This is a genomic window from Lysobacter sp. CFH 32150, assembly GCF_022758295.1.
Taxonomy (GTDB): Bacteria; Pseudomonadota; Gammaproteobacteria; order Xanthomonadales; family Xanthomonadaceae; genus CFH-32150.
Map to the genome: position 1 here is coordinate 318,795 of NZ_JALDWJ010000002.1, position 23,704 is coordinate 342,498.

Sequence of the window (23,704 nt, forward strand, 5' to 3'; positions counted from 1 at the left end):
TCAACGTCCTCGCAGGAACCAGCGGTCGATTTCGGCCAAGGTAAAGCGCGCCCAGGTCGGGCGGCCATGATTGCATTGCCCGGAGCGTTCGGTCGCTTCCATTTCGCGCAGCAAGGCGTTCATTTCGGGAATGGTCAGCCTGCGATTGGCGCGCACCGCACCGTGGCAGGCCATGGTCGACAGCAGTTCATCGCGCGCGGCAGCGATGCGAAGGCTTTCGCCGTGTTCGCGCAGATCGGCGAGCACATCGCGCAGCAGCGCCTCGATTTCGCCGTCGGCAAGCAGGGCCGGCACGCTACGTAGCGCCAGTGACTGCGGGCCGTTGCGGGTAACCTCGAAACCCAGTTGCGACAACGTCGCCGCCTCGCGCTCGGCGACTTCGGCTTCGCGCTCGGACACGGCGATCGTCATCGGCACCAGCAGTGGTTGCGTGCGCAGGCCTTCGCCATCGTGTGCAGCCTTGAGTTTTTCGTAGCCGATGCGTTCGTGCGCGGCGTGCATGTCGACCACGATCAGGCCGTCGGCGTTCTCGGCAAGGATATAGATGCCATGGAGCTGCGCGACGGCGTACCCAAGCGGCGGCGCTTCGCTGTCGTTCGCTTGCGGCAACGATTCCGGCAGTGATGTCGCTGGCATGGAGTACAGCGCGGCATAGGCGGCGCGCTGTTCGTCGACACGCAGGGCCAGGTTCGATTGCGGCATCGCCCAGGCCCGGGGCGGCGCTTGCCCTGACTCGACATGCGGCATTGGTGCGATGTTCGCTGCAAGCCCGGCACGCGTCTCCGCCAGGGCACCCTGCAAAGTGCGATAGACGAAGTCGTGCACGAGCCTTGCTTCGCGGAATCGCACTTCATGCTTGGCCGGATGCACGTTGACGTCGACCGTGCGCGGATCGAGTTCGAGGAACAGCACATAGGCCGGCTGGCGACCATGGAACAGGACGTCGGCATAAGCCTGCTTCACCGCATGCGCGACGTTGCGATCGCGCACGCTGCGTCCGTTGACGTACAGGTATTGCTGATCTGCGCTGGCCCGGTTGTAGGACGGTTGCGCGATCCAGCCATGCAGGCGCAAACCGGCACCACTGTGGTCGATGCGCAGGGCCTGTTTCGCGAATTCTTCGCCCAGGGTTTCGAGCAGGCGATCCGGGGATGCCAATTCACCATCACCGCCAGCCTCTGAAAAAGCACGATAGCGTTTCGATGGACGGCCGTTATGCGCCACGCGCAATTCGACATCCGGCCGCGCCAACGCCAGCGACCGCAGCCATTCCTCGATGTGACTAAGCTCGGTACGTTCCGCACGCAGGAATTTGCGCCGCGCCGGCACGTTGTAGAACAGGTCGCGCACTTCGACCGTGGTGCCTGGTGGATGCGCTTTCGGCACGACTTCGCCGATGCGGCCCCCATCGACCTGCAATGCCGCACCGTGCTCGCTGCCGTTGCGGCGCGAAGCCAAGGTGAAGCGGCTGACCGAGGCGATCGACGGCAAGGCTTCGCCACGGAACCCGAGCGTCGCAACCGCTTCGAGGTCGTCGAGCGAAGCGATCTTGCTGGTGGCGTGACGCGCGATCGCGAGCGGCAATTCCCCGGGCGGGATACCGCCGCCATCGTCGCGGATGCGGATCAGGCGGATGCCGCCTTCCTCCAGTTCGATCTCGATCCGACGCGCACCGGCATCAAGGGCGTTCTCGACCAGTTCCTTGACCACGGACGCGGGACGTTCGACCACTTCGCCGGCGGCGATCTGGTTGATCAGAGTATCGGGGAGTTGGCGGATCGGCATGGCCGGGATGATATCCGGCCCGCCACATGCGGAGCTTGCTCCGCTCGACGAAACAGCGCTTACGGACTGCCGCCGGCACCAAGCGCAGCGGTTGGATTCGCCGCGGCTTCCGCCCGTGCCGCATACAACGTGCCCGGGGGCGGCTGGCGGGTGAAATAGGTGTTGACGCCGTCGAGGATGGCGCGGGCGAGTTGCTGCTGGTGACGTGGATCGTTGAGCCGGCGTTCTTCGTCAGGATTGGAGATGAAGGCCGTCTCAACCAGCATCGACGGCACGTCTGGCGAACGCAGCACCACGAAGTTGGCGCGTTCGACGGTGGATTTGTGCGTCTTGCCCAAACGCTTCAGGCCCGACAGCACGTGGCTGGCCATGTCTTCGGACGCCTTCATCGTCGCGCTCTGCGAGAGGTCCAGCAGCACCGAGGCCAGCGTGTTGTCCTTGTCCTGCAGGCGGACGCCGCCAACGAGGTCAGCCGCGTTTTCCTGGTTCGCCAGCCAACGCGCGGCCTGCGACGAGGCGCCACGTTGCGACAGCACGAAAACCGACGAACCGCTGGCGTCGGGATTGGTGAAGGAATCGGCGTGGATCGACACGAACAGATCAGCCTTGGCCGCGCGCGCCCGCTGGTAGCGCTGCGCCAACGGAATGAACATGTCGGTGTCGCGGGTGAGATAGGCCTTCAGCCCGGGCGTCGCGTTGACCTGGCGTGCGAGTTCGCGGGCGATGGCCAGGGTGATGTCCTTCTCGCGCGAACCTTTGTGGCCACGCGCGCCGGGGTCCTGGCCACCGTGGCCGGCATCGATCGCGACGATCAGCGGACGCATGCCGCCACGCATCAGTTGCTGCACGGTCTTGGTCGCGCCCGGCGGCGGTGCGACTGGCGCCGCCACGAGGGGCTTGGCGGTGGATTGGGCCGGCATCGCAGGCGGCAACGACGGTGTGCCTGTTGAGGGCGTGCCATTTGGCTGCGGTTGCTGCGGCGATACCGATGTCGACGGAAGACGATTCGACTCGGCCTGCGGCAGGCTGGCCACCAGGCGCGCGGTGGCTTCGGCCGACGCGGTAGCCGGGTCGATGGGTTTGGCGGGTGCGGGCTGGTCCTGCGCAATGCCTTCCGATGTCGCCGCACCGATTGGTGCGTCACCTGGCCATTCCAGAACGAGACGGGCGCCATTCGCGGTGGGTTCCAGACGCGGTTTCAGAGCGACTACCGGCATGGCCAGATCGAACACGATTCGTGTCGTCCCGGGCACGGGTTTTCCGGTGCGGACTGCCTTCACGATGCCGGCGCCCGCCGGCAACTGCACGTTGCGGCCGAGCTTTGTGGAAGGCAGGTCGACGACCAGTCGATCGGGGCCGCTGAGTGAAAGTGTGGTGAATTCGGCCGGGATATCGAGGAGAACCTCGGCACGGGTGCCGGTAGCCCCCTGCTCCAGCGCTAAGCCCTTGATTTCACGGGCATGAGCGAGATTCCAGCACAGCGCGAAGATCAGCGCCGCGCCGAGCAGGACTTGCTGGAGAGTCGCCCCCTTCACTCGCATGACCCAAAGTTAAGCACTAGGAAAGCCGGATTGCAAGCACTTTTCCCTTATGAATCCAACACCTGCTTCAACTTCCTGTCAGCTTGAAGCAAGAAAGGCCTGCAACCCCGGGTTCTGGGCCAGACGTTCCAGCCAGCCATGCCCGCTTTTGGTGACAGGGGTGAGTACAGCTGTCCGACCGGAGCCTGAAATATCCAGATCGACCCGCATATCCGCCTTTGGCAACCCTGCCCCGCCCCGCTCCGGCCATTCCACCAGCCACAGCGCCGCGTCTGTCGCATCGAGGCCAAGGAATTCGAGCTCGCCGGCATCACCGATGCGATACAGGTCCAAATGCAGCGCTTCGTGGCCACCTTGCAGTGGATAACGTTCGACCAGGGTGTACGTCGGACTGCGAATCGCGCCTGTCACGCCCAGCGCGCGCAACAGCGCGCGCGCGAGCGTCGATTTCCCGGCGCCCAGCTCACCATGCAGGTAGACGACTGCGGCTGTTGGACGTGTCGCCGCCATCGCCTGTCCCAGCGTCTCCGTGGCATGCGCGTCGGGTAACAGCAAATGCATCAAGCCGTCCAATCCGGATTGGCAAGCCTGCGCACATGCGGCAAGAGATCGGATGGCAACAAGCCGCGTTCACCACCTTCCTTCGCAGCTGCATCGCCAGCCGTTGCGTGCAGTAACGCGCCGCAACACGCGGCGTCGAATGCGCTCATCCCTTGCGCGCGCAGCGCGGCGATGATGCCGGTCAGCAAATCGCCCATGCCGCCGACAGCCATGCCTGGATTGCCGGCGCCGATCAGACGAGGGGTTTGCGCGGGCGCTGCGACGATCGTGCCAGCGCCTTTCAATACCACCACCGCGTTGAATCGCTCGACCAATGCACTCGCCGCAGCAAAGCGATCCGATTGCACGACCTGCGTTGTCGTGCCGAGCAGGCGTGCGGCTTCTCCGGGATGCGGCGTGAGGATCGCGTCGGCCAGTGCGGTTTGCGTTTCGCGCGCCGCAAGCAGATTCAACGCATCGGCATCCAGTACCGATGCCTTGTTTGCCGCGAGGGCTGCAGCGAACAACACTCGCCCCCAGAGCCCTTGCCCCAATCCTGGGCCAATCGCCACCACATCGGCATGCTGCAGCGGCGTGGCCAGGTCTTCGCTGCGCTCAACCGCGTGCACCATCGCTTCCGGGCGGCGCGTGAGCAGTGCCGCGATGTGCGTTTCGCGCGTGGCCACATCGACCAGGCCTGCACCGCTGCGCAATGCCGCTTCGGCACACAACAGGATCGCGCCGCCGCTGCCATGGTCGCCACCGAGACAGAACACACGTCCAAAGGTACCTTTGTGCACGTCACGACGGCGCGGCCGCAATGCTTGTCGCAGGCTCTCTGGCGTCAAGCCAATCGCCTGCGGCGCAACGCCTCCGCGTGTTTCTGGCCCCAGTTGCAGCTCGGCAAGTTCGAGTTTCCCTGCAAGATCGATCGCGGCACCGGTACGTAGTCCGGTTTTGGCAGCGATGAATTCCAAAGTGCGCGTCGCGCGCACTGCCGCTCCTGGCGCCGCGCCGCGATCGGCATCGACACCGCTCGGTACATCGAGTGCGAGTCGCGGCGCGGGATGCACGTTGATCGCTTCGATCAAGGTCCGCACTGCCGGCTCCGGCACACGGTCGAAACCGATTCCGAACATGGCATCGACCAGCAGGTCTCCGGGCGGCAGCACGTCGACGAATGCTTCGCTGCGCCCGCCCAGTGACCGGTATTCGTCCCGTGCGCGTTTCGCCAGTTCACTGCGCGGCGTGTGCTCGGCCAGTAGCACAACGCGCACGTTGCGGCCGGCCTCAAGTGCGTGGCGTGCCAGGACGTAACCATCGCCGCCGTTGTTGCCAGGACCACACACCACCACGATCCGTTGCGCCTGTGGCCAGTTGCGCAGCGCGCAATGCCATGCCGCCCGCCCGGCGCGGCGCATCAGCTCGAACGCATCTCCGCCCAGCAATGCGGTCGCCTGCGTCTCGATGCGACGCAGGGCGGAGGTGTCGTATAGCGTGACGGTTGCGGCCATCGCACGATTCTATACTTGGCACATGCCTGCGCTTTCGCCCGTGCCTGCCTCCGTCCCGGACTACGCCGCCCTTGCCGCGCGTATCCGGGTGCTCGCGCGGGACCTTGGCTTCCAACGCTGCGGCATCTCCGATATCGAACTGGGTGCGGACGAGGCCTACCTGCGCGAATGGCTAGCGCAGGGCCTGTACGGTTCGATGGACTGGATGGCTCGGCACGGCGACAAGCGCGCGCGCCCGGACGAACTGATCCCGGGAACGCTGCGGGTGATCTCGGTCGGTCTTGATTACGGCCAGGACGATGAAGCCGCCTGGACCACCCTCGCCGACGGCGAACGCGCCTACGTTGCCCGTTATGCGCTGGGCCGCGACTACCACAAGCTGATGCGGCAGCGCTTGCAGAAACTCGCCGACCGTATCGCCGATGAAATCGGGCCATTCGGCCATCGCGTATTCGTCGACTCGGCGCCGGTACTGGAGCGTGCACTGGCACGGAACGCCGGGCTCGGCTGGATCGGCAAGCACACCTGCCTGATCGACAAGGATGGCGGCTCTTGGTTCTTCCTTGGCGAGGTCTACGTCGACCTGCCGTTGCCGGTGGATGCGCCGGCGAGCGCGCACTGCGGGACGTGCACGCGCTGCATCGAGATCTGTCCAACCCGGGCGATTACCGCACCACATCGGCTTGATGCACGCCGCTGCATCGCCTATCTCACCATCGAGCACGAAGGCGCGATCGACGAGGAGCTGCGCCCGCTGATCGGCAATCGCATCTTCGGTTGCGATGACTGCCAACTGGTGTGCCCTTGGAACAAGTTCGCGAAGCGCACCGACGAACCGGATTTCCGTGCGCGCAACGACCTGGACCGCGTGTCGCTTGTCGAATTGTTCGCCTGGAGTGAAACGGAGTTCCTGCAACGCACTGAGGGTTCGGCTATCCGGCGCAGCGGCTACGAGCGCTGGTTGCGCAATATCGCGGTGGCCTTGGGGAATGCGCCGACCACTTCCGGGGTGATCGAAGCGCTGCAGTCACGACGCGATATCGACAATGCCGTCGTGCGCGAACACGTCGAATGGGCACTGGCGCAGCACGCCGCACGCGAGACGTCAGCGATCGCGGTTGATCTGGCCGAGTAGCACGCGCGTCACCGGGTCGGCGACATCGACGGATTCGCCGCGCACCGCCGGCAGCAGCCGGTTCGCGACCTGCTTGCCCAACTCGACGCCGAACTGGTCGAAAGCGTTGACCCCCCACAGCACCGACTGCACGTAGACGCTGTGTTCATACAACGCGAGCAGCATGCCTAGCCCGTGTGGAGTGAGTGCGTCGAGCAACAACAGCGTGCTCGGCCGGTCGCCTGGATAAATACGGTGCGGGTCGTCGCTACCCTGGCCATTGGCCAGCGCTTCCGTCTGCGCCAGCAGGTTGGCCAGCAGCGCCTGATGGTTGCCGGGATGCGGATGATCGGCCCGGATCACGCCGATGAAGTCGGCCGGAACGATTTCGGTGCCCTGGTGCAGTGCCTGGAAGAAGCTGTGCTGCACGTCGGTACCGATACCGCCCCACCACACCGGTACGCTCGCCTCGGTGACGGGGGAGCCGTCGAGGTGCACCGATTTACCGAGGCTTTCCATGACCAGCTGCTGCAGGAAGTTCGGCAGCAACTTGAGGCGTTCGTCGTACGACAGCACGGCCTGGTTGCCGCGACCGAGAGCGTTACGATTCCAGATCGCAGTCAGCGCGTGCCAAACGGCGAGGTTGTCCCGCAGCGGCGCGGCTAGCACGTGCGCGTCCATCTCGGCAGCGCCGGCAAGCAGTTGCTCGAAGCGATCCATGCCGAGCGCCAGCGCAATCGGGAACCCGACCGCCGACCACAACGAATACCGGCCGCCGACCCAATCCCACATCGGCAGGATGCGCTCGGGGGCAACACCGAAGGCTGCGGCGCGTTCCACGTTGGCGGAGACGGCGTACAGGCGGATGTCGTCGCCCAACCAGTTGCGCAGGATGGCGCCATTGAGCAGCGTTTCCTGGGTGCCGAAGGTCTTGGAGATCAGCACCACGGCCGTGCGTGCCGGGTCGAGCGACGCGATCGTGCGCTGTACGGCAGCACCATCGACATTCGACAGGAAATGCAAACGCAGCGCAGTCGACGAAGGATCCTGCAAGGCATCGACCACAAGGCGCGGCCCCAGATCGGAACCGCCGATGCCGACACTCACGATATCGGTGACACCGGAGCCGTGCAGTGTTGCGACCAGCGCGCGCATCCGCGTCAATGCCGCCATCGCTTCGCCATGCGCGGCGCGCGCAACTGGCGTCTGCGACAAATCACTGCGCAATGCGGTATGCAACGCAGCGCGACCTTCGGTGCTGTTGACTACGACTCCGTCGAACAGCGCACGCACCGCAGTCGTTACCCGGGCATCTTCGGCCAGCGCGAACAACGCATCCAAGGCCGCACGGTCGTAGCGCTGGCGGGCGAAGTTGGCATATAGCGGCCCCACCCGCAGCGCGTAATCCGACGCGCGCGCCGGATCGTCCGCGATCAGCTGCTTGAGCGAAGTGTCGGCGAGGCGCGCAGCGTGCGCGCGAAGGGCTGAGAAGTCCGGGGTCGCTTCCATGCGCCGGCGCTTACGCAGCCTGCGCCGGCATCGAGTGATTGGTATGCGTCAGCCGGTTGTGGCGATCGACATAGACCAGGGTCGGCTTGAACTTGGCCGCCTCGGCCTCGTCGCACTGGCCGTAGGCGCAAATGATCACCAGGTCGCCCGGCTGTGCGCAGTGCGCGGCAGCGCCATTGACCGAAATGACGCCCGAGCCTTCCTCGCCACGGATCGCATAGGTGACGAAACGCGCGCCGTTGTTGACGTTATAGATGTGCACCTGCTCGTACTCTCGGATGCCGGCGATATCGAGCAGGCGTGCGTCGATCGCGCACGAGCCCTCGTAATGCAGCTCGGCATGGGTCACGGTGGCGCGGTGAATCTTGGCTTTGAGCAGGTTCAGCTGCATGGAGAAGGCTCCACGGGGCCGCAGGGAGCGCTGCCCGAAGGCGCAAAGTATAGGGGCCATTTTCCGCACTGCAACATAGCGTTGCCGTCAATTCAGCAACTTATTCGTGCGCTTATTGGAACTCAATGTTGTCGATCAGGCGCGTCCGGCCCAGCCGGGCTGCGATCAGGGCCACCCGGGGCCCGTCCTCGCCGTCGACCGGCTCGGACAGGTCGGGCCGGCGCAGCACGGCATAGTCGACAGTGAAACCGGTTTCGCCCAGCCTCGCCCGGGCCTCGGCTTCGACTTCGGCCCGCGGCGTGCCGGCCATGGTCGCCGCGCGCATGACCTGCAGGACACGATGGATTTCGCCCGCCCGCGGGCGCTCTTCGGCCGTCAGGTACTGATTGCGCGAGCTCATCGCCAAACCGTCGGACTCTCGCAAAGTTTCGCCCGCGAACAATTCGATCGGGAACGCCATGTCGCGAACCAGGTAACGGATCACCGCCAGCTGCTGGTAATCCTTGCGTCCGAACACGGCCACGTCCGGCTGCACCTGGTTGAACAAGCGCGAGACCACGGTGGCGACACCATCGAAATGCCCGGGACGATGCGCGCCTTCGAGGGTGTCGGTCACGCCAGGCACCTGCATGCGGACGGCACCGTGGACGCCGTAGGGATACATGGTGTCCACCGAAGGCAGCCACAGCGCATCGCAACCGGCAGCTTCGAGCCCCGCAGCATCGGCTTCGGGCGTGCGCGGATAGCGGCTGAAGTCCTCGTTCGGGCCAAACTGGGTCGGATTGACGAAGACGCTGGCGATCACGCGGTCCGCATGCTGCCGCGCGAGCTTGATCAAGGAGTGATGGCCAGCGTGCAGGTTCCCCATCGTCGGCACGAAGGCGATGCGCAACTTGGCGCAGCGCCAATCGCAGATCCGCTTGCGTAGTGGAGCAAGGTCGCTGATGACTTCAATCATGCGTAGCTGTGCTCGGCGTCGGGGAAGGCACCGCTGCGCACGGCATCGCCGAACGCGCGGGCCGCACCGGCAACCGAGCCGCCCTCGGCGAGGAAATCCTTGACGAACTTGGGTCGCCGATGACCGGTGTTGAGCCCTAGCAAGTCGTGCAATACCAGCACCTGGCCGTCGCAACCGGGGCCGGCACCGATGCCGATGGTCGGGATGGTGCTGGCGGCAGTCACCATGGCAGCCAGCGGCGACGGCACGCATTCCAGCACCATCAGGGTCGCGCCGGCCTCTTCCACCAGCCGGGCATCTTCACGGAGCTTCATTGCCGCCGTGTCTTCGCGGCCCTGGACCTTGTAGCCGCCGAGACGCAGTACCGATTGCGGGGTCAGCCCGAGGTGTCCGCAAACCGGGATCTCGCGCTCGACCAGGAAGCGGATCGTCTCGAGCTTGTGGCCGGCGCCTTCCAGCTTGACCATCGTCGCGCCCGCCTGCAGGAACCGGATCGACGCGGCAAGCGCACGCTCCGGCGTCGCATCGGCACCAAATGGCATGTCGGCGATCAGCAGCGCGCGCTTCAGGCCGCGGGCCACGCAGGTCGTGTGATAAGCGATGTCTTCCACCGTTACCGGCAGCGTGCTGTTGTGCCCCTGCGCCACCATGCCGAGCGAGTCGCCGACCAGGATCAGCTCGATACCGTTCTCGTCGAACACGCGGGCGAAACCGGTGTCGTAGGCAGTGAGCATCGCCAGCTTGCGGCCGTCGCGCTTGGCTTCGGCCAGCATCGGGACGGTCCAGGGTTTGTCGTTCGGCGCATTTGCGTACATCGCGTGCAACCTAGTGGAGGGAACGGATTCCGTAGGGTGGGCTTCAGCCCACCATGCATGCAGGCGACAAGATCAAGGTGGGCTAAAGCCCACCTTACGACACTTAGCCTATCGCTAGTACATCGCCGCTTTCCACTTTCGCTAATGCTTCTCGCGCGAAACCAATACCCGGAATCACTACTTCCGGTGCGATCTCGACCAGTGGCAGCAGCGCGAACGCGCGCTCGTGCAGATGCGGGTGCGGCACGTGCAGACCCGGTTCGTCGATCACGTCGTCCCCGTGCATCAATAGGTCGAGGTCGAGGGTGCGTGGGCCCCAGCGATCGCTTCCGTCGGCAGCGCGGGTACGCCCGAACTCGCGTTCGACGCCGAGCAGGCCGTCGAGCAAGGCGCGGGCGGACAGTTGCGTCTCCAGCATCGCCACCGCGTTGATGAAATCGGGTTGCGCCTCGTTGCCCCACGCGCGGGTGCGGTACAGGCGCGAGGCGCGCAGCAGGCGCGTGCCTGGCAAAGCGTCCAGCGCTTGCATGGCGTCACGCAAGGTGGCCGCTGTATCGCCCAGGTTGCCGCCAAGGCCGACGTACGCGACGGCGGTCATGCTCACTCCGATGTGGCGGGGCCGCGGCGCCGGCGCCGGCGCCGGCGTTTCGTCGGTGCGCCCTCATCTGCATCGGACGCGGGGTGCGCATCGAGATGCGCCGCCAGCGCTTCACCGGATTGGGTCTGCGCCTCACGCCAGAACGCGATGTCGTCTGCATGTTCCGGCGAAGCCGATTGCCGCAGCACCAGGAAGTCAAACGAGGCGCGGAACCGCGGATGCGTCAGCAGCCGGAACACGCGCTTGCGCTGGCGTTGCGAGAACCGCGATTGCAGCAACCAGATCTCTTGCATCGGCAGAGAGAAACGACGCGGCAGTGCGATGGTGTTGAGCTGGTGCAGCGTGACGCGATCGGCCGCACGGCGCTCTGCTTCAGCGGCATGCATGCCACCGGCCTGCAAGGACATCAACGCGCGGCAATACGCCGGCCACAGCAGCAGCGCGAACAGGAACGCTGGCGACACCGGTTCGTCGGCCGCCACGCGTTTGTCGGTACTTTCCAGGCCTTCGAGCAGCATCCGGCGCAGCGCCCCGCTGCGGTTGGATTTCAGAGCGGCCGCGGTTTCCGGTAGCAGTGCCGGCAGCAGGCCGTGCTGTTCCAGGCCGATGAAACCGGCGACCGCATGACCGGACAGGAACAGTTTCAGCGATTCCTCGAACAAGCGCGCCGGCGCAGACTCGGCCAACAGCGGCGCCAGCCGCGCAATCGGCTCGGCGGTCGCAGTCTCGATCCCGAAGCCAAGCTTCGCCGCCAGTCGCACCGCGCGCAGCATGCGTACGGGATCTTCGCGGTAACGCGTCTCGGGATCGCCGATCAGACGCATCAGACGGTTGCTCACGTCTTCGTAGCCGCCGACGTAATCACGCACCGAGAAATCCTCGATCGCGTAGTACAGCGCGTTGGCGGTGAAGTCGCGCCGCACCGCGTCGTCCTCGATCGTGCCGTAGACGTTGTCGCGCAGCAGGCGCCCGCCTTCGTGCAGCTCGCGATCGCCACTGCCGTCGTCGACATTGGCGCGGAAGGTGGCGACTTCGATGATCTCGCGACCGTAGACCACATGCGCAAGGCGGAAGCGACGACCGATCAGCCGGCAATTGCGGAACAGCGCCTTGACCTGCTCCGGCGTGGCATCGGTGGCGACGTCGAAATCCTTGGGGTGGCCGCCGACCAGCAAATCGCGCACCGCGCCGCCGACCAGGTAGGCGCCGAAGCCGCCTTCGCGCAGTCGGTACAGCACGCGCAGCGCATTGGGACTGATGTCCTTGCGCGAGATCGTATGCGCGTCGCGCGGAATCACTCGCAATTGCAAGTGTGCGCCGGCAACGGTGGTCGGTTCGGTATGGATAGGCATCAGGGGCGGCTACGCCGCATCAGTTGGGCCGAATGAAAGGACGTTCCGTTGCCTGCGGCCACGGCGCTCCATATACTAGCAAGCTCTGTGCGCCGGGCTTCCGGGCATGGGCCGGTCGTCCAACCGGTGGCGGTCCATCCATGATGCGACGGCCAAGCAACTGCTCCCTTCGTCTAGAGGCCTAGGACGTGGCCCTCTCAAGGCTAAAACACGGGTTCGAATCCCGTAGGGAGCGCCATTTTTTATGCGAGTCCCTCGCAAGAGCCCGCACATTCATGTGCGGACTGTCCAAAAAGCCCGCGTAGCGATGCGCGGGCTTTTTCGTTTGCACACGGCGGGTCGTACACTAATGGCGCCGCTCACACCCAGATCCCGCCATGCCCTTCGTCGTCACCGAAAGCTGCATCAAGTGCAAGTACACCGACTGCGTCGAGGTGTGCCCGGTCGATTGCTTCCACGAAGGCCCGAACTTCCTCGTCATCGACCCGGACGAGTGCATCGACTGCACCCTGTGCGAACCGGAATGCCCGGTCAACGCGATCTATCCCGAAGACGACGTGCCGGGCGGACAGGAGGGTTACGTCGCGCTCAACGCCGAACTGGCCAAGGCCTGGCCGGTGATCACCACCCGCAAGGATCCGCCGCCGGACGCCAAGGAGTGGGAAGGCAAGACCGGGAAACTGGACCTGCTCGAGCGCTGATCCTCGACTGTCTGCGTGAAACGAAACGGGCGCCTCGCGGCGCCCGTTCTGCATTGCGATGGTTGCCGGCTTAGCCGCCGAGTGCGGTCTTCAACGCCGCCATCAGCTTCGTCGGCGCTTCACCACTGGCCGGGAGTCCGCGCGGATCGACAACGGAGACATAGACGCCAGCTTCGACCGCGCTGACACGCACCAGGAAGTTCGCGCCTTCGTAATTGACGTCGTAAACGCCAAGCACCTGCGCGCGGCTGGCGACAGTCAGGCCTTCAACCTTGCCCAGCGCGTCGCCGACCTTGTTGAAGATGTCGTCGCGCGTACCGGCAACGGTGAAGCCGTTGGCGGCCGCAGTCGTAGCGGCCGGTGCCGACGGCAACGTGGCCGAAGCCGTCGCCGGGATCTTCATCGCCGATTCGGTGCTGGGCATGTCGAGGTCCGGCGGCACTTCCAGCGGGCGGCTTTCGGGGTTCTGCGCGTACAGCTTGCTGTCCTTGCGCCACCAGCTGCAGCCGGTGGCGAGCGTGGCGGCGACCACTGCGGTGATCAGGAGGCGTGGGATCGAAACGGAAAGGCGCATGGCTGCTCCAGGCATAAATGTTCCAGTGGTCTTCAGGCCGCGAGCGCGTCGCGGAGGGATTGTTCGAGGGCGAGGATGTCGGCGGCGATGCGCGTCGCGGTATCGGCATGGACATCCGACAGCGGCAACAACGGCAGGCGTAGGCCGTGGCCGATGCCAAAACGCTCCAGCAGCGCCTTGACCGGGATTGGATTGGGTTCGACGCCAAGAAAGTCGTAGGCCGCCTGCAGGCGCGCATCCAGGTCTTCGGCCTGGGTGCGTTCGCCCTCGCGGGCGAGATCACTCAGGCGGCGGAATGCGCCCGGCAACACATTGGACGCTACCGAGATCACGCCATCGGCGCCGGCCAGCATGGCCCTGCATGCAGTGGGATCATCGCCGCTGAGCACGCTGAAATCGGTGCTGCGCAACGGCAGCAGTGCAGTCATGCGTTCCGGTTCCGACCGGGCCTCCTTGATGCCGACGATGCGTGCGTGTCCGGCAAGTTCGGCAACGGTTTCAGGCAACAGATCGCAGCCGGTGCGGCCAGGCACGTTGTAGAGCACGATCGGCAGCGCACCGTCGTCGGCGACTGCCTGGTAATGCGCGACCAGGCCAGCCTGGGTCGGGCGCACGTAAGGCGGCGTCACCACCAGTGCGGCATCAGCGCCGAGCGCAGCGGCGCGGCGGGTCTGTTCGATGGTCTTGGCGGTGTTCGAGTGGCCGGTGCCGGCCAGCACGGGGATGCGCCCGGCGACGAATTCGACCGCGCTGCGCAGCAGGGCACTAAGCTCGCCCTCGTACAGCGCTGCAGCCTCTCCGGTAGAGCCGGCCACGACCACGGCCTGCGTGCCAGCGCTCAACTGTTGTGCGAGCAGGCGCTGCCAAGCGTCGAGGTCAAGTTCGCCGGCGGCCGTGAACGGCGTCGCCAGCGCGGTGATGCTGCCGAATAGGCGCATTTCGGGGAGATTGGGGGCGAAGGACAGAAGATAGAGGTTAATCAGTAATCACCCATCGGTAAACCGACGTTTCAGGCCTGATGCCGCTTGCGGCGCGAAAGCAGCGGCAAGTATGCTGAACCCGGACCTCGGCCTCGTGCCGGGGCCGTTCAGACAGATTCCTTACGCGGGCGCCGCCTTGACCGATCAGACTCCCCGGCCGTCGCCGAACGAGAACCACCTCCTCATCAACGCGTACACCACGCATCCGCAATCGCCGCTGCTGGCGGTGACCCGTCGTATTTCCGACAGCGGCTGCAACCTGGTCGACACGCGCTTGAGCACGGTGGGTCGCGATGTGTCGGTCACCGCGCTGGCAACCGGCTCCTGGGATGCGGTGGCCAAGCTCGAGACCATGCTCGGCAAACTGGAGCGCGAGGAGGGCCTGAAGCTGGTCTGGTATCGCACGGGACCGAAACAGCCACAGTCCAACCTGCTGCCCTACATCGTCGAGGTGGTGGCATCCGACAAGCCCGGGATCCTGTTCCAGCTCGCCGATTTCTTCGACCGCCAGGGCATCACCATCGAGAGCCTGCACTGTTCTCGCTACCGGGCGATGCAGACCGGCGCGGACATGTTCTCGGCGCAGGTGACGGTCGGCATTCCCTCTGACATGCACATCGCCGCACTGCGCGACGATTTCCTCGAGTTCTGCGATCACCTCAACCTCGACGCGATCATGGATCCGATGAAGTTCTGACGATGCTCGATACCGGCGACAAGATTCCGAATCTGCCGTTGGCGCTGTCCAGCGGAACCAACGCGAAGCTTTCCGACTACAAGGGTTCGTGGCTGGTCCTGTACTTCTACCCGAAGGACAGCACGCCCGGTTGCACGACCGAAGGCATCGACTTCAACGCACTGCTGCCGAAGTTCAAGAAACTCGACGCAACGGTGCTCGGTGTCTCCCGCGATTCGCCCAAATCGCACCAGAACTTCTGCGCCAAGCAGGGCTTCAAGTTCGACCTGGTCAGCGACGCCGACGAAGCGCTGTGCAACGCCTTCGGCGTGATCAAGCCGAAGAAGCTGTACGGCCGCGACTACATCGGTATCGAACGCAGCACCTTCCTGATCGATCCGAAGGGCGTCATCCGCCAGTCATGGCGGCCGGTGAAGGTGCCTGGGCATGCCCAGGCCGTACTTGACGCATTGAAGACCACTCAAACGAAGTGACCGCCTTCCTTTTCACCCCGTACTGCCGTCCCGCTCCGCGGGTCACGGCGGCTCTGCCCTGTTCGTCCGCCAGGAAACTTGCATGACCCGAAGCAAGCGCATCTACGTCCTCGACACCAATGTGCTGATGCACGACCCGACCGCGCTGTTCAAGTTCGAGGAGCACGACGTGTTCCTGCCGATGCAGGTGATCGAAGAGCTCGATCACGCCAAGAAAGGCAACTCGGAAGCCAGCCGCAACGCACGCCAGGTCAGCCGCTTCCTCAACGAACTGATCGAGGCCCAGGGTCCCGACAAGATCGCTACCGGCATCACCCTCACCCGTCCGCAGGGCGTGCAGCTGCGCGGCCCGCAGAGCATCGGCAAGTTGCGTTTCCAGACGACGGCGTTCGATGCCGGCAAGCGTTTCGGTGCGGTGATCCCGGACAACCACATCCTTGGCGCGATCCTCGTGCTCAAGGAAAGCGATGCCGCCGTGCCGGTGGTGTTCGTCTCCAAGGACATCAACCTGCGGATCAAGGCCTCGATCGCAGGCATCGTGTCGGAAGATTACGAGAACGACCGCGCCCTCGACGATTTCAGCCTGCTCTACACCGGCGCGACTGCGTTGCCCGAGGATTTCTGGCAGCGCCACGGCAAGGAACTGAAATCGTGGACCGAGAAGGGCCGCACCTTCTACGAGATCGCGCACAAGGAAGACGACGACTGGCACCCAAACCAGTTCCTGTACCTGCCGGGCGATGAGGAAGCCGAACTCAAAGTCGCAAAAGTCACCGACGAACGCGTGGTGCTGCAGATCGTCGACGACTACCGCCACAGCCAGCATGCGGTCTGGGGCATCACCGCGCGCAACCGCGAACAGAATTTCGCGCTCAATGCGTTGATGGATCCGGAGATCGACTTCGTCACCCTGCTCGGCACCGCCGGCACCGGCAAGACCCTGCTCGCGCTCGCCGCGGGCCTGGCGCAGACGATGGACCAGCAACGCTATCGCGAAATCATCATGACCCGCGCAACGGTCAGCGTCGGCGAGGACATCGGCTTCCTGCCCGGAACCGAAGAGGAAAAGATGACGCCGTGGATGGGCGCGCTGACCGACAACCTGGAAGTGCTCACCCACAACCAGGACGGCGGCAGCTGGGGTCGTGCCGCCACCAACGACCTGCTCGCCTCGCGTATCAAGATCCGTTCGCTCAACTTCATGCGCGGCCGCACGTTCCTGAGCCGTTGGCTGATCCTCGATGAAGCACAGAACCTCACGCCGAAGCAGATGAAGACCCTGGTGACGCGTGCCGGTCCCGGCACCAAGATCGTGTGCCTCGGTAACGTCGAGCAGATCGACACGCCCTACCTCACCGAGACGACATCCGGTCTCACCTACGCCGTGGATCGGTTCAAGGGATGGAACCACAGCGCACACGTGACACTGCGTCGCGGTGAGCGGTCGCGCTTGGCGGACTACGCATCGGAAGTGTTGTAGGGAACAAGTGACCGGGGGTTGGTGTGGAAGCGATCGCGGCCAGGCAGTACGCGCATTTGTTCGTGCCCAAGCTGTTCACCGTGCTACGCGGTGGCTACGGCTGGAATGATCTCCGCAGCGATGCGATCGCCGGCCTCACCGTCGCCATCGTCGCGCTGCCGCTGGCGATGGCGCTTGCCATCGCCAGCGGCACGACCCCGGAGAAGGGCCTGTATACGGCGATCGTCGCCGGCTTCCTGATCTCCGCACTGGGCGGCTCTCGCGTGCAGATCGGCGGGCCGACAGCAGCCTTCATCCCCGTCGTCTTCGTGGTGATCGAGAAGTTCGGATTCGGCGGGCTGATCCTGTGCACGCTGCTCGCCGGACTGATGCTGATCGCCGCCGGCCTGATGCGCCTCGGTACCTTGATGAAGTACATGCCGCAGCCGGTGATCACCGGCTTTACCGCGGGGATCGCCGTCAGCATTTTCTCGAGCCAGATCAAGGATGCGCTCGGATTGCAGATGGCGTCGGTGCCAGCGGAGTTCATTCCACGCTGGACCGCCTACGCCAAGCACATCGTAACGACGCAACCCGCTGCCGTTACACTCACGCTGCTTGGCCTTGCAGTAATCGTCACGTTGCGCCGCTGGCGTCCGACTTGGCCGGGCTTCCTGATCGCGCTGCTGGTATGCACCGCAGTCTGCCTGGGGTTTGCATTGCCGGCCGAAACCATCGGTAGTCGTTTCGGCAGCCTGCCCTCCGCGTTGCCGACGTTCGACTTTCCGCATATCCCGTTCGAACGCACGCGCGAGTTGCTGCCGAGCTCGTTCACCATCGCGTTCCTCGCCGGCGTGGAGTCGTTGCTTTCGGCCGTCGTCGCCGATGGCATGACCGGCGGCCGCCACCGTTCCAATGCGGAGCTGGTGGCGCAAGGCATCGCCAACGTGGGTGCGGCCGTATTCGGCGGACTGCCCGCAACCGGCGCGATCGCGCGCACCGCCACCAACGTGCGCGCCGGCGCGCGCTCGCCTGTCGCCGGCATGCTGCATGCGATGTTCCTACTGGTGTTCATGCTGGTGCTCGCGCCGTACATGCGCTACGTCCCGTTGGCGGCGCTCGCAGCCGTACTGCTGGTCGTGGCCTGGAACATCAGCGAGTACCAACACTTCCGCCACACGATGTCCGCCCCCAAGGGCGACCGGCTGGTGCTGCTGCTCACCTTCGGCCTGACTGTGTTCTTCGACCTGACGCTGGCGATCGAAGTCGGATTGGTGGTGGCCGCATTCGTCTTCATGTTCCGCATGGCCGATGCGGTCGAAGTCAGTTCCGGCCTCAAGATGATCGACGAAAACGGCGACGAAGGTGCTGCCGGCGCCGACCTGACCCAGCGCGCACGCCTGCCAAAGGGCGTGGAAGCGTTCCAGATCAGCGGACCACTGTTCTTCGGTGCCGCCAGCCGGCTGGACGACCTGCTCGACCAATTCGTCCAGACACCGAAAGTCTTCATCCTGCGTATGCGGCTGGTACCGATCATCGACGCCAGCGGCGTGCACGCGTTGGAAACGTTGCTCGACCGTTGTCACCGCCGCGGCATCGTCGTGATCGTGTCGGGCCTGCAACCGCAGCCGCGCCGGGTGATCCAGAAGATGCACCTGCATCCACGTGAAGGCGAGCTGCACTTCGTCGCCGATTTCGAATCCGCGCTCGAACTTGCGCGCACGCTGGCCGGCGAGCCCATCGCCGGCGGCAGCGCTTGAACGAATCCGTGCCTCAAAGAAAAAGCCGGCGCTAGGCCGGCTTTTTCAACCCAACGGGACGAGTTGTCAGAACCCAGGGGTTCTGCAACATACCGCGCTGATTTTATAGCCCAAGACACTGAGAACCGATCCGAGCAGGTCGCATTGCCAACCTATCGGCTGCCCGCCGACATCTACGAGGGGCCCGGACTGGGTCGCGGTGACTCCTAGCACGCCCCCGCACCCGCCTCCGCTTGCGGCATAGCCCGCGGGGCAGCTCACGTCGACCTGCTGCAGTGTCGGAAGCAGAGCCAGGTTCCCGGTTTCCTCTGCGACTGTGCAATCCAGGGCCGTGGCTTCCGGTTCCATGTAGTAGCCGTTGACATCGACTACGAGGTGGGCCTGGGTAAGGCTGAACACGCTGAACTCGGTCGGGCACGCCGGCCGGCACAGCCGGAAGTGCGATTCGTTCGAGGTATTTACTCCAGGCTGGTAGTTGAGCGACACGGCAAGGGGTTTGGCTTCGTTGGACGGGTATGCCACGAAATGACCGGTATTCGCGGGGAGGGATGCGGTTATCTTCACCGTCAACGCGGAGGCATTGAGCGGAATGTCGCAGTTTGTCCCGTCACCACCCTGGGCCGTGAAATCGGTGGCCGTAAACCCATGGAATGAACGGGTTCCGCCAGCGGGTATGGCACCGCCGACGATGCGGGTATCGATGATCCGGCACGGGGTAACGGGCGTGTAAACCAGGTCGCTCCCCGGCGTGCCCAGAGCTTCCGGCGCCAATTTCTCGGTTTGCCTCAAGGTGCTCGCACCCAGCAGGGCAGACGTCATCTGCTGGAAGTTTTCCGCACTGGCCGCACGCTCGAGGTTGGTGATGTCCGCGCGCTCGAACGTACTGTGCATGCGTTGCGCCCATTCGGACGGGCTGGTGCGATAGGTCTCCTGCACGTAAGGGGACCATCTTTCAACGATCTGCTGCGCCAGTTCCGGCCGCATGCCTTCCGGCGCCACGCCGGTGGTATTGGTGCCTATCCATCCGATAGCGACTGCCCCGACCGGCAGCGCGATGACTAGCGATATCAACGACAGCTTCCATATGCGGCGCATATAAGTTCCCTGTTGGTTAGTGGAATCGCCGACGCGTCCAACAGCGTGCCGAATGACTCAGGCATGCATCCCCAGGCACCCAATCAAACGCGCCTTCTGCATAGCCGCCACTTGCCACATGCGCAATGTACGATTGCTCTAACTAACCCCACCGGTAATTGAGGCCTGGCTTTCCTTTGCAGGTCCCGTCCTACTCAATATTTGAATCGGTGTTATTGAATCTGCACGGGTTGGTGGCGATTTCACTAACTAGTTAGCATATAGTTAATCAAGTGCTCATTTGGAAGGAATCCAGACGTGCCAGCGCAATCGAACCGCATACGTCGCGCAAGATCCCTTTCAAAGATGTCTCAGCAGACACTGGCGAACGCGGTCGGAGTACAACGCAGTGCCGTGGCGCAGTGGGAAAGAAAGAACGGCGCGCATCCGTCCATGCAGCATCTGGTTGCCATTGCGGTCGTCACCGGGGTGAGTCTCGAATGGCTGGGCACAGGACGCGGGATGATCAAACCTGGGACCGAGATATGGACCCCCGCGGTCATTGGCGAGGAGTACGCGCAGGACGATCTGGAAGCGCTATGCCTGAAGTCGATCAGAAAAATCCCCCTTCGCATGAGGGAGAATGTCGTGGCCTTGCTGGTACTGGCGGCGAAGAGTTCTTGATACCGGTCGTCAATCCACCCGTAAATCAGAGCGTGCACGGTAGTCAGCTCTTTTCAGGCGCTACCTGGAACGTGTGAGCGAGCCATGCTGACGGCATTGACCATTGCGGGATCAGATTCTGGCGGCGGTGCCGGCATCCAGGCCGATCTCAAGACGTTCGCCGCGCATCGCGTGCATGGCGTGAGCGCGATCGCGGCACTGACCGCGCAGCACACCCGCGGCGTGACCGCGGTGCATGTCCCCGATGTCGCGTTCCTGCGCGCACAGATTGACGCCTGCTTCGACGATTTCCGCATCGGCGCGGTGAAACTGGGCATGCTGGCGACTGCGGAAGTGATCCATGCGGTTGCCGATGCACTGGAAACGTATCGTCCCCCGTTCGTGGTGCTCGACCCGGTGATGGTCGCCACGTCCGGCGCCAAGCTGCTCGCCGACGACGCGCTGGATGCGCTGCGCACGCGGTTATTGCCGTTGGCGACGCTAGTCACCCCCAACCTTCCCGAAGCCGAACTGCTGCTCGGCGCACCGATCACCGACATCGCCGGCATGCACACTGCGGCACATGCCTTGCGTACGCGCGGCGCACGCGCGGTGCTGCTCAAGGGCGGACATCTTGCGAGCGGCGATGCAGTGGTCGATGTGTTCGTCGACGACGACAACGTACGTGAAATCGCCCACCAGCGCTTGCCGCTGGAAGCCCACGGCACCGGTTGCACGCTGGCTTCTGCCATCGCCGCCAATCTGTGCCGCGCCTATACGCTGACCGGCGCTTGCGTCGCCGCCGCGAATTACGTCCATGCAGCGCTGCTCGGTGGTTATCGCCCGGGACGCAGCGAGATAGTAGTGCTCGATCACTTCGGCGCCGCACCGCGTGGATGAATCCATCGCTTCGCTTGAACTGCCTGCGCAAGCCGGCGACGGTCACCGCTGGCAACTGATCGCACGCACCCCGGCGCGACCGCAGGCCAGCCTGCTCTGGCTACCGGCAATGGGTATCCCCGCAAAACATTATCTGCCGCTTGCCGAAGCCCTGGCTGCGCGCGGCATCGCCGTGTTCGTGCACGAATGGCGCGGCATCGGTTCCAGCAGCCTGCGTGCGAATCGCACCAGCGATTGGGGTTACCGCCAGTTGCTGCTGCATGACCTGCCGACCAGCGAAGCCGTCATCGCCGAACACATCGGCGACCTGCCGCGCATCCTTGGCGGCCACAGCCTCGGCAGCCAACTGGCCTGCTGCCGGCTCGCGTTGTCGCCGTCGTCAGCGCAACGGTTGTGGGTCGTCGCCGGCAATTCGCCGTACTGGCGCGCGTACCCATGGCCGGTACGCTGCGTGCTGCCATTGGTGTATCGCTTCGCACCCTGGCTCGCCGACCGGCGCGGTTACCTGCCCGGCCGCCAGCTCAGGATCGCCGGCAACGAGGCGCGCCGCTTCATCCGCGACTGGACGCGCACAGGGCTCAGCGGACGTTACGCCGCGGACGGCGTCGATGTCGATTTCGATGCGGCGATGGCCACGCTCGATCTCGACGTCCACGCAGTGCGGATGGTCCACGACTGGCAAGGTCCTGAACCTCCTTGCGCTTCCTGCTATCCAAACTCCCGCGCGCACGCACCACCATCGATGTGCTCGACGACGCGACGCTCGGCGCGCGGGCCGATCACTTCGGCTGGATGCAGCAACCTGAACGCGTGGTGGATCGCCTGCTCGGCGGCTGAGCCCGTTGCTGCATCCTCATACCAGTCCAAACCGTATCTGCGGTATGACCCCGGGTGTGCTCGCAATCCGCCTTACCGCCCCACCGCGCAGATCGGCGCGGTTATGGCTAACATCGCCATCGGCAGTATCCGGGGTGGACATGACCGACTTTACGCAGACGATGGATCGACGCGGCCTCGAGACGCTGCTGGGACAGGTCGCACGCGGCGATGGCACCGCGTTCGAGCAGCTCTATCGCGCCACGTCCGCCAAACTGTTCGGCATCTGCCTGCGCCTGCTGCGCGAACGCAGCGATGCCGAAGACGTCCTGCAGGAGGTCTACGCCTCGATCTGGCGCAAGGCCGCGCAATACGACGCCGCGTTGGCCAGTCCGATCTCATGGCTGGCGATGATCGCGCACAACAAGGCGATTGACCGCCTGCGTGCGGACAGCCACGCGCGCAACGCATTGCCGATCGAATTGGTCGAAGACATCCCCGACGGCAACGCCAACGCGCACGCCGCCGCCGAACTGGCGGGCGACAAGCGCCAGCTCGAAGGCTGCCTCGGCGAACTCGAAGCGCAACGACGCACGCTGATCCGCACTGCCTTCTTCGAGGGCGTCACTTACGAGGAACTGGCACAGCGTTCCGGCACCCCCCTGGGCACGGTCAAGAGTTGGATCCGCCGCGGCCTGCAACAACTGCGGAGTTGCCTGGAACGATGAGCACCGACTACCACGACCTGCCGCCGGACCCGCCGAGCGACGACGTGCTCGCCGGCGAATACGTGCTGGGCGTCCTCAATGCCGAGGTACGCCGCGCATTCGCCGCACGGATGGCACGCGACCCCGCGCTCGCGCGCGAAGTTGCCGCATGGCAACAACGGCTCGCGCCGATGCTCGACCAGATCGAACCCGTCGTACCACCGCTGGGCCTGTGGCACCGCATCCGCACGCACGTCGGCCTGTCGCCAGCAGCGACGGCGGTCGCGCCACTGCCGTTGTGGGAACGCCTCAACTTCTGGCGCGGCCTCAGCGTCGCCGGCTTTGCCGCCACGGCTGCCAGCCTGCTCGCACTGGTGGCCACGCAGCGGCCACCGCATGGCCACGAGCACATGGTCCCGCACCCGATCACGATGGTCGCCTCCATGTCGCAGGCCGACGGCGCCCGCGTTTTCATGACCGCCGTCGACGCCGACGCCTGCACCCTGCTGCTGATGCCGATGCCGGATGCCAAGGTTCCCGCCGGCAAGGTGCCGGAGCTGTGGCTGCTCGCCAACAACGCCCCACCGCACTCGCTGGGCGTCAGCGACAGCGTCCACACGCAGGCCTTTGTTATTCCTGTGGCGTTACGCGCGGGGTTGAAGCCGGATACCAAACTCGCGGTGTCGATCGAACCGCCGGGCGGATCGCCAACCGGGGCGCCGACGGGTGATGTGATTGCTGCGGGGACGTTGATTACGCTTTGACGTAGCAGGCAGGGCCGAT

24 protein-coding genes, 1 tRNA gene and 2 pseudogenes are annotated in these 23,704 nt (G+C 64.8%); 13 read left to right on the forward strand and 14 right to left on the reverse strand.

Going from position 1 to position 23,704, the window contains the following annotated elements:
• The 4 genes from mutL to MO486_RS04960 all read right to left on the reverse strand — a co-directional run bounded on the left by mutL (position 1) and on the right by MO486_RS04960 (position 5,380).
• Positions 1–1,785: a DNA mismatch repair endonuclease MutL gene (mutL, locus tag MO486_RS04945; protein WP_242905007.1), complete on the reverse strand. Its 1,785-nt coding sequence runs from the start codon at positions 1,783–1,785 to the stop codon at positions 1–3.
• Between the two features lie 59 nt (positions 1,786–1,844).
• The gene (locus MO486_RS04950) at positions 1,845–3,326 is read right to left on the reverse strand and encodes an N-acetylmuramoyl-L-alanine amidase (RefSeq protein WP_242905009.1); all 1,482 of its coding nucleotides are present in this window, start codon (positions 3,324–3,326) and stop codon (positions 1,845–1,847) included.
• 78 nt (positions 3,327–3,404) lie between these two features.
• Complete coding sequence (tsaE, locus tag MO486_RS04955; RefSeq protein ID WP_242905011.1) at positions 3,405–3,887, reverse strand: tRNA (adenosine(37)-N6)-threonylcarbamoyltransferase complex ATPase subunit type 1 TsaE; 483 nt, start codon at positions 3,885–3,887, stop codon at positions 3,405–3,407.
• Entirely contained in the window at positions 3,887–5,380 is a 1,494-nt protein-coding gene (locus MO486_RS04960) for an NAD(P)H-hydrate dehydratase (protein ID WP_242905013.1), read from the reverse strand. Before MO486_RS04960 ends, tsaE begins: the two co-directional genes overlap by 1 nt.
• A gap of 22 nt (positions 5,381–5,402) precedes the next feature.
• On the opposite strand from MO486_RS04960, the gene queG reads away from it, so the two are divergent.
• Positions 5,403–6,515 (forward strand): tRNA epoxyqueuosine(34) reductase QueG, encoded by a 1,113-nt coding sequence (gene queG, locus MO486_RS04965; protein WP_242905015.1) that lies wholly within the window; start codon positions 5,403–5,405, stop codon positions 6,513–6,515.
• Here the strand turns inward: queG and pgi are convergent.
• From pgi to pcnB, 6 genes and pseudogenes are all read right to left on the reverse strand, one after another.
• Positions 6,486–8,003 carry a glucose-6-phosphate isomerase gene (pgi, locus tag MO486_RS04970; RefSeq protein ID WP_242905017.1) on the reverse strand — a complete coding sequence of 506 codons (1,518 nt, stop codon included), beginning with the start codon at positions 8,001–8,003 and terminating at the stop codon, positions 6,486–6,488. The two genes, queG and pgi, sit on opposite strands and share 30 nt — an antisense overlap.
• Before the next feature lie 10 nt (positions 8,004–8,013).
• Positions 8,014–8,394 (reverse strand): aspartate 1-decarboxylase, encoded by a 381-nt coding sequence (panD, locus tag MO486_RS04975; protein ID WP_242905019.1) that lies wholly within the window; start codon positions 8,392–8,394, stop codon positions 8,014–8,016.
• A gap of 112 nt (positions 8,395–8,506) precedes the next feature.
• Positions 8,507–9,352, reverse strand: a complete 846-nt coding sequence (gene panC / locus MO486_RS04980) for a pantoate--beta-alanine ligase (protein ID WP_242905021.1) — start codon at positions 9,350–9,352, stop codon at positions 8,507–8,509.
• Positions 9,349–10,167: a 3-methyl-2-oxobutanoate hydroxymethyltransferase gene (panB, locus tag MO486_RS04985; protein ID WP_242905022.1), complete on the reverse strand. Its 819-nt coding sequence runs from the start codon at positions 10,165–10,167 to the stop codon at positions 9,349–9,351. The genes panC and panB overlap by 4 nt, the downstream gene beginning before the upstream one ends.
• 103 nt (positions 10,168–10,270) lie before the next feature.
• A complete protein-coding gene (folK, locus tag MO486_RS04990) occupies positions 10,271–10,765 on the reverse strand; it encodes a 2-amino-4-hydroxy-6-hydroxymethyldihydropteridine diphosphokinase (protein WP_242905023.1) in 495 nt (164 codons plus the stop codon).
• Between the two features lie 2 nt (positions 10,766–10,767).
• Positions 10,768–12,069, reverse strand: a pseudogene (pcnB, locus tag MO486_RS04995) (polynucleotide adenylyltransferase PcnB); the annotation flags it as partial.
• Positions 12,070–12,279: 210 nt separating this feature from the next.
• Between pcnB and MO486_RS05000 the strand changes: the two are divergent.
• Together MO486_RS05000 and fdxA are read left to right on the forward strand one after the other, a co-directional pair.
• Positions 12,280–12,355: transfer RNA gene (locus MO486_RS05000), tRNA-Glu, on the forward strand.
• 139 nt (positions 12,356–12,494) lie between these two features.
• Positions 12,495–12,818, forward strand: coding sequence for a ferredoxin FdxA (gene fdxA, locus MO486_RS05005; RefSeq protein WP_242905024.1), 324 nt, complete (start codon positions 12,495–12,497; stop codon positions 12,816–12,818).
• Between the two features lie 70 nt (positions 12,819–12,888).
• Here the strand turns inward: fdxA and MO486_RS05010 are convergent, their stop codons facing one another.
• Entirely contained in the window at positions 12,889–13,392 is a 504-nt protein-coding gene (locus tag MO486_RS05010) for a hypothetical protein (protein WP_242905025.1), read from the reverse strand.
• Positions 13,393–13,424: 32 nt separating this feature from the next.
• The gene (gene dapA / locus MO486_RS05015) at positions 13,425–14,330 is read right to left on the reverse strand and encodes a 4-hydroxy-tetrahydrodipicolinate synthase (RefSeq protein WP_242905026.1); all 906 of its coding nucleotides are present in this window, start codon (positions 14,328–14,330) and stop codon (positions 13,425–13,427) included.
• Between the two features lie 178 nt (positions 14,331–14,508).
• Here dapA and MO486_RS05020 point away from each other — a divergent pair, with 178 nt between their 5' ends.
• The 4 genes from MO486_RS05020 (at position 14,509) to MO486_RS05035 (ending at position 18,761) form a co-directional block, all read left to right on the forward strand.
• A complete protein-coding gene (locus MO486_RS05020) occupies positions 14,509–15,069 on the forward strand; it encodes a glycine cleavage system protein R (protein WP_242905346.1) in 561 nt (186 codons plus the stop codon).
• A gap of 2 nt (positions 15,070–15,071) precedes the next feature.
• On the forward strand, positions 15,072–15,542 hold the full coding sequence (locus MO486_RS05025; protein ID WP_242905027.1) for a peroxiredoxin: 471 nt from the start codon (positions 15,072–15,074) through the stop codon (positions 15,540–15,542).
• Positions 15,543–15,624: 82 nt separating this feature from the next.
• Positions 15,625–17,022, forward strand: a complete 1,398-nt coding sequence (locus MO486_RS05030; RefSeq protein ID WP_242905029.1) for a PhoH family protein — start codon at positions 15,625–15,627, stop codon at positions 17,020–17,022.
• 23 nt (positions 17,023–17,045) lie between these two features.
• The gene (locus tag MO486_RS05035) at positions 17,046–18,761 is read left to right on the forward strand and encodes a SulP family inorganic anion transporter (protein WP_242905031.1); all 1,716 of its coding nucleotides are present in this window, start codon (positions 17,046–17,048) and stop codon (positions 18,759–18,761) included.
• Between the two features lie 66 nt (positions 18,762–18,827).
• Here the strand turns inward: MO486_RS05035 and MO486_RS05040 are convergent, their stop codons facing one another.
• Complete coding sequence (locus MO486_RS05040; protein WP_242905033.1) at positions 18,828–19,856, reverse strand: hypothetical protein; 1,029 nt, start codon at positions 19,854–19,856, stop codon at positions 18,828–18,830.
• 297 nt (positions 19,857–20,153) lie between these two features.
• On the opposite strand from MO486_RS05040, the gene MO486_RS05045 reads away from it, so the two are divergent.
• The 3 genes and pseudogenes from MO486_RS05045 to MO486_RS05055 form a co-directional block, all read left to right on the forward strand.
• Complete coding sequence (locus tag MO486_RS05045; protein ID WP_345779194.1) at positions 20,154–20,519, forward strand: helix-turn-helix transcriptional regulator; 366 nt, start codon at positions 20,154–20,156, stop codon at positions 20,517–20,519.
• An 84-nt stretch (positions 20,520–20,603) separates the two neighbouring features.
• Entirely contained in the window at positions 20,604–21,398 is a 795-nt protein-coding gene (gene thiD, locus MO486_RS05050; protein WP_242905035.1) for a bifunctional hydroxymethylpyrimidine kinase/phosphomethylpyrimidine kinase, read from the forward strand.
• Positions 21,399–21,507: 109 nt separating this feature from the next.
• A pseudogene (locus MO486_RS05055) lies at positions 21,508–21,834 on the forward strand (alpha/beta fold hydrolase); the annotation flags it as partial.
• On the opposite strand, the gene MO486_RS05060 reads toward MO486_RS05055, so the two are convergent.
• Entirely contained in the window at positions 21,778–22,080 is a 303-nt protein-coding gene (locus tag MO486_RS05060; RefSeq protein WP_242905364.1) for a hypothetical protein, read from the reverse strand. The pseudogene MO486_RS05055 and the gene MO486_RS05060 overlap by 57 nt on opposite strands.
• A 14-nt stretch (positions 22,081–22,094) precedes the next feature.
• On the opposite strand from MO486_RS05060, the gene MO486_RS05065 reads away from it, so the two are divergent.
• The 3 genes from MO486_RS05065 (at position 22,095) to MO486_RS05075 (ending at position 23,685) form a co-directional block, all read left to right on the forward strand.
• Positions 22,095–22,235: a hypothetical protein gene (locus tag MO486_RS05065; RefSeq protein WP_242905365.1), complete on the forward strand. Its 141-nt coding sequence runs from the start codon at positions 22,095–22,097 to the stop codon at positions 22,233–22,235.
• A 161-nt stretch (positions 22,236–22,396) separates the two neighbouring features.
• The gene (locus tag MO486_RS05070; protein WP_242905036.1) at positions 22,397–22,942 is read left to right on the forward strand and encodes a sigma-70 family RNA polymerase sigma factor; all 546 of its coding nucleotides are present in this window, start codon (positions 22,397–22,399) and stop codon (positions 22,940–22,942) included.
• A complete protein-coding gene (locus tag MO486_RS05075) occupies positions 22,939–23,685 on the forward strand; it encodes an anti-sigma factor (RefSeq protein ID WP_242905037.1) in 747 nt (248 codons plus the stop codon). The genes MO486_RS05070 and MO486_RS05075 overlap by 4 nt, the downstream gene beginning before the upstream one ends.
• Positions 23,686–23,704: the final 19 nt, after the last annotated feature.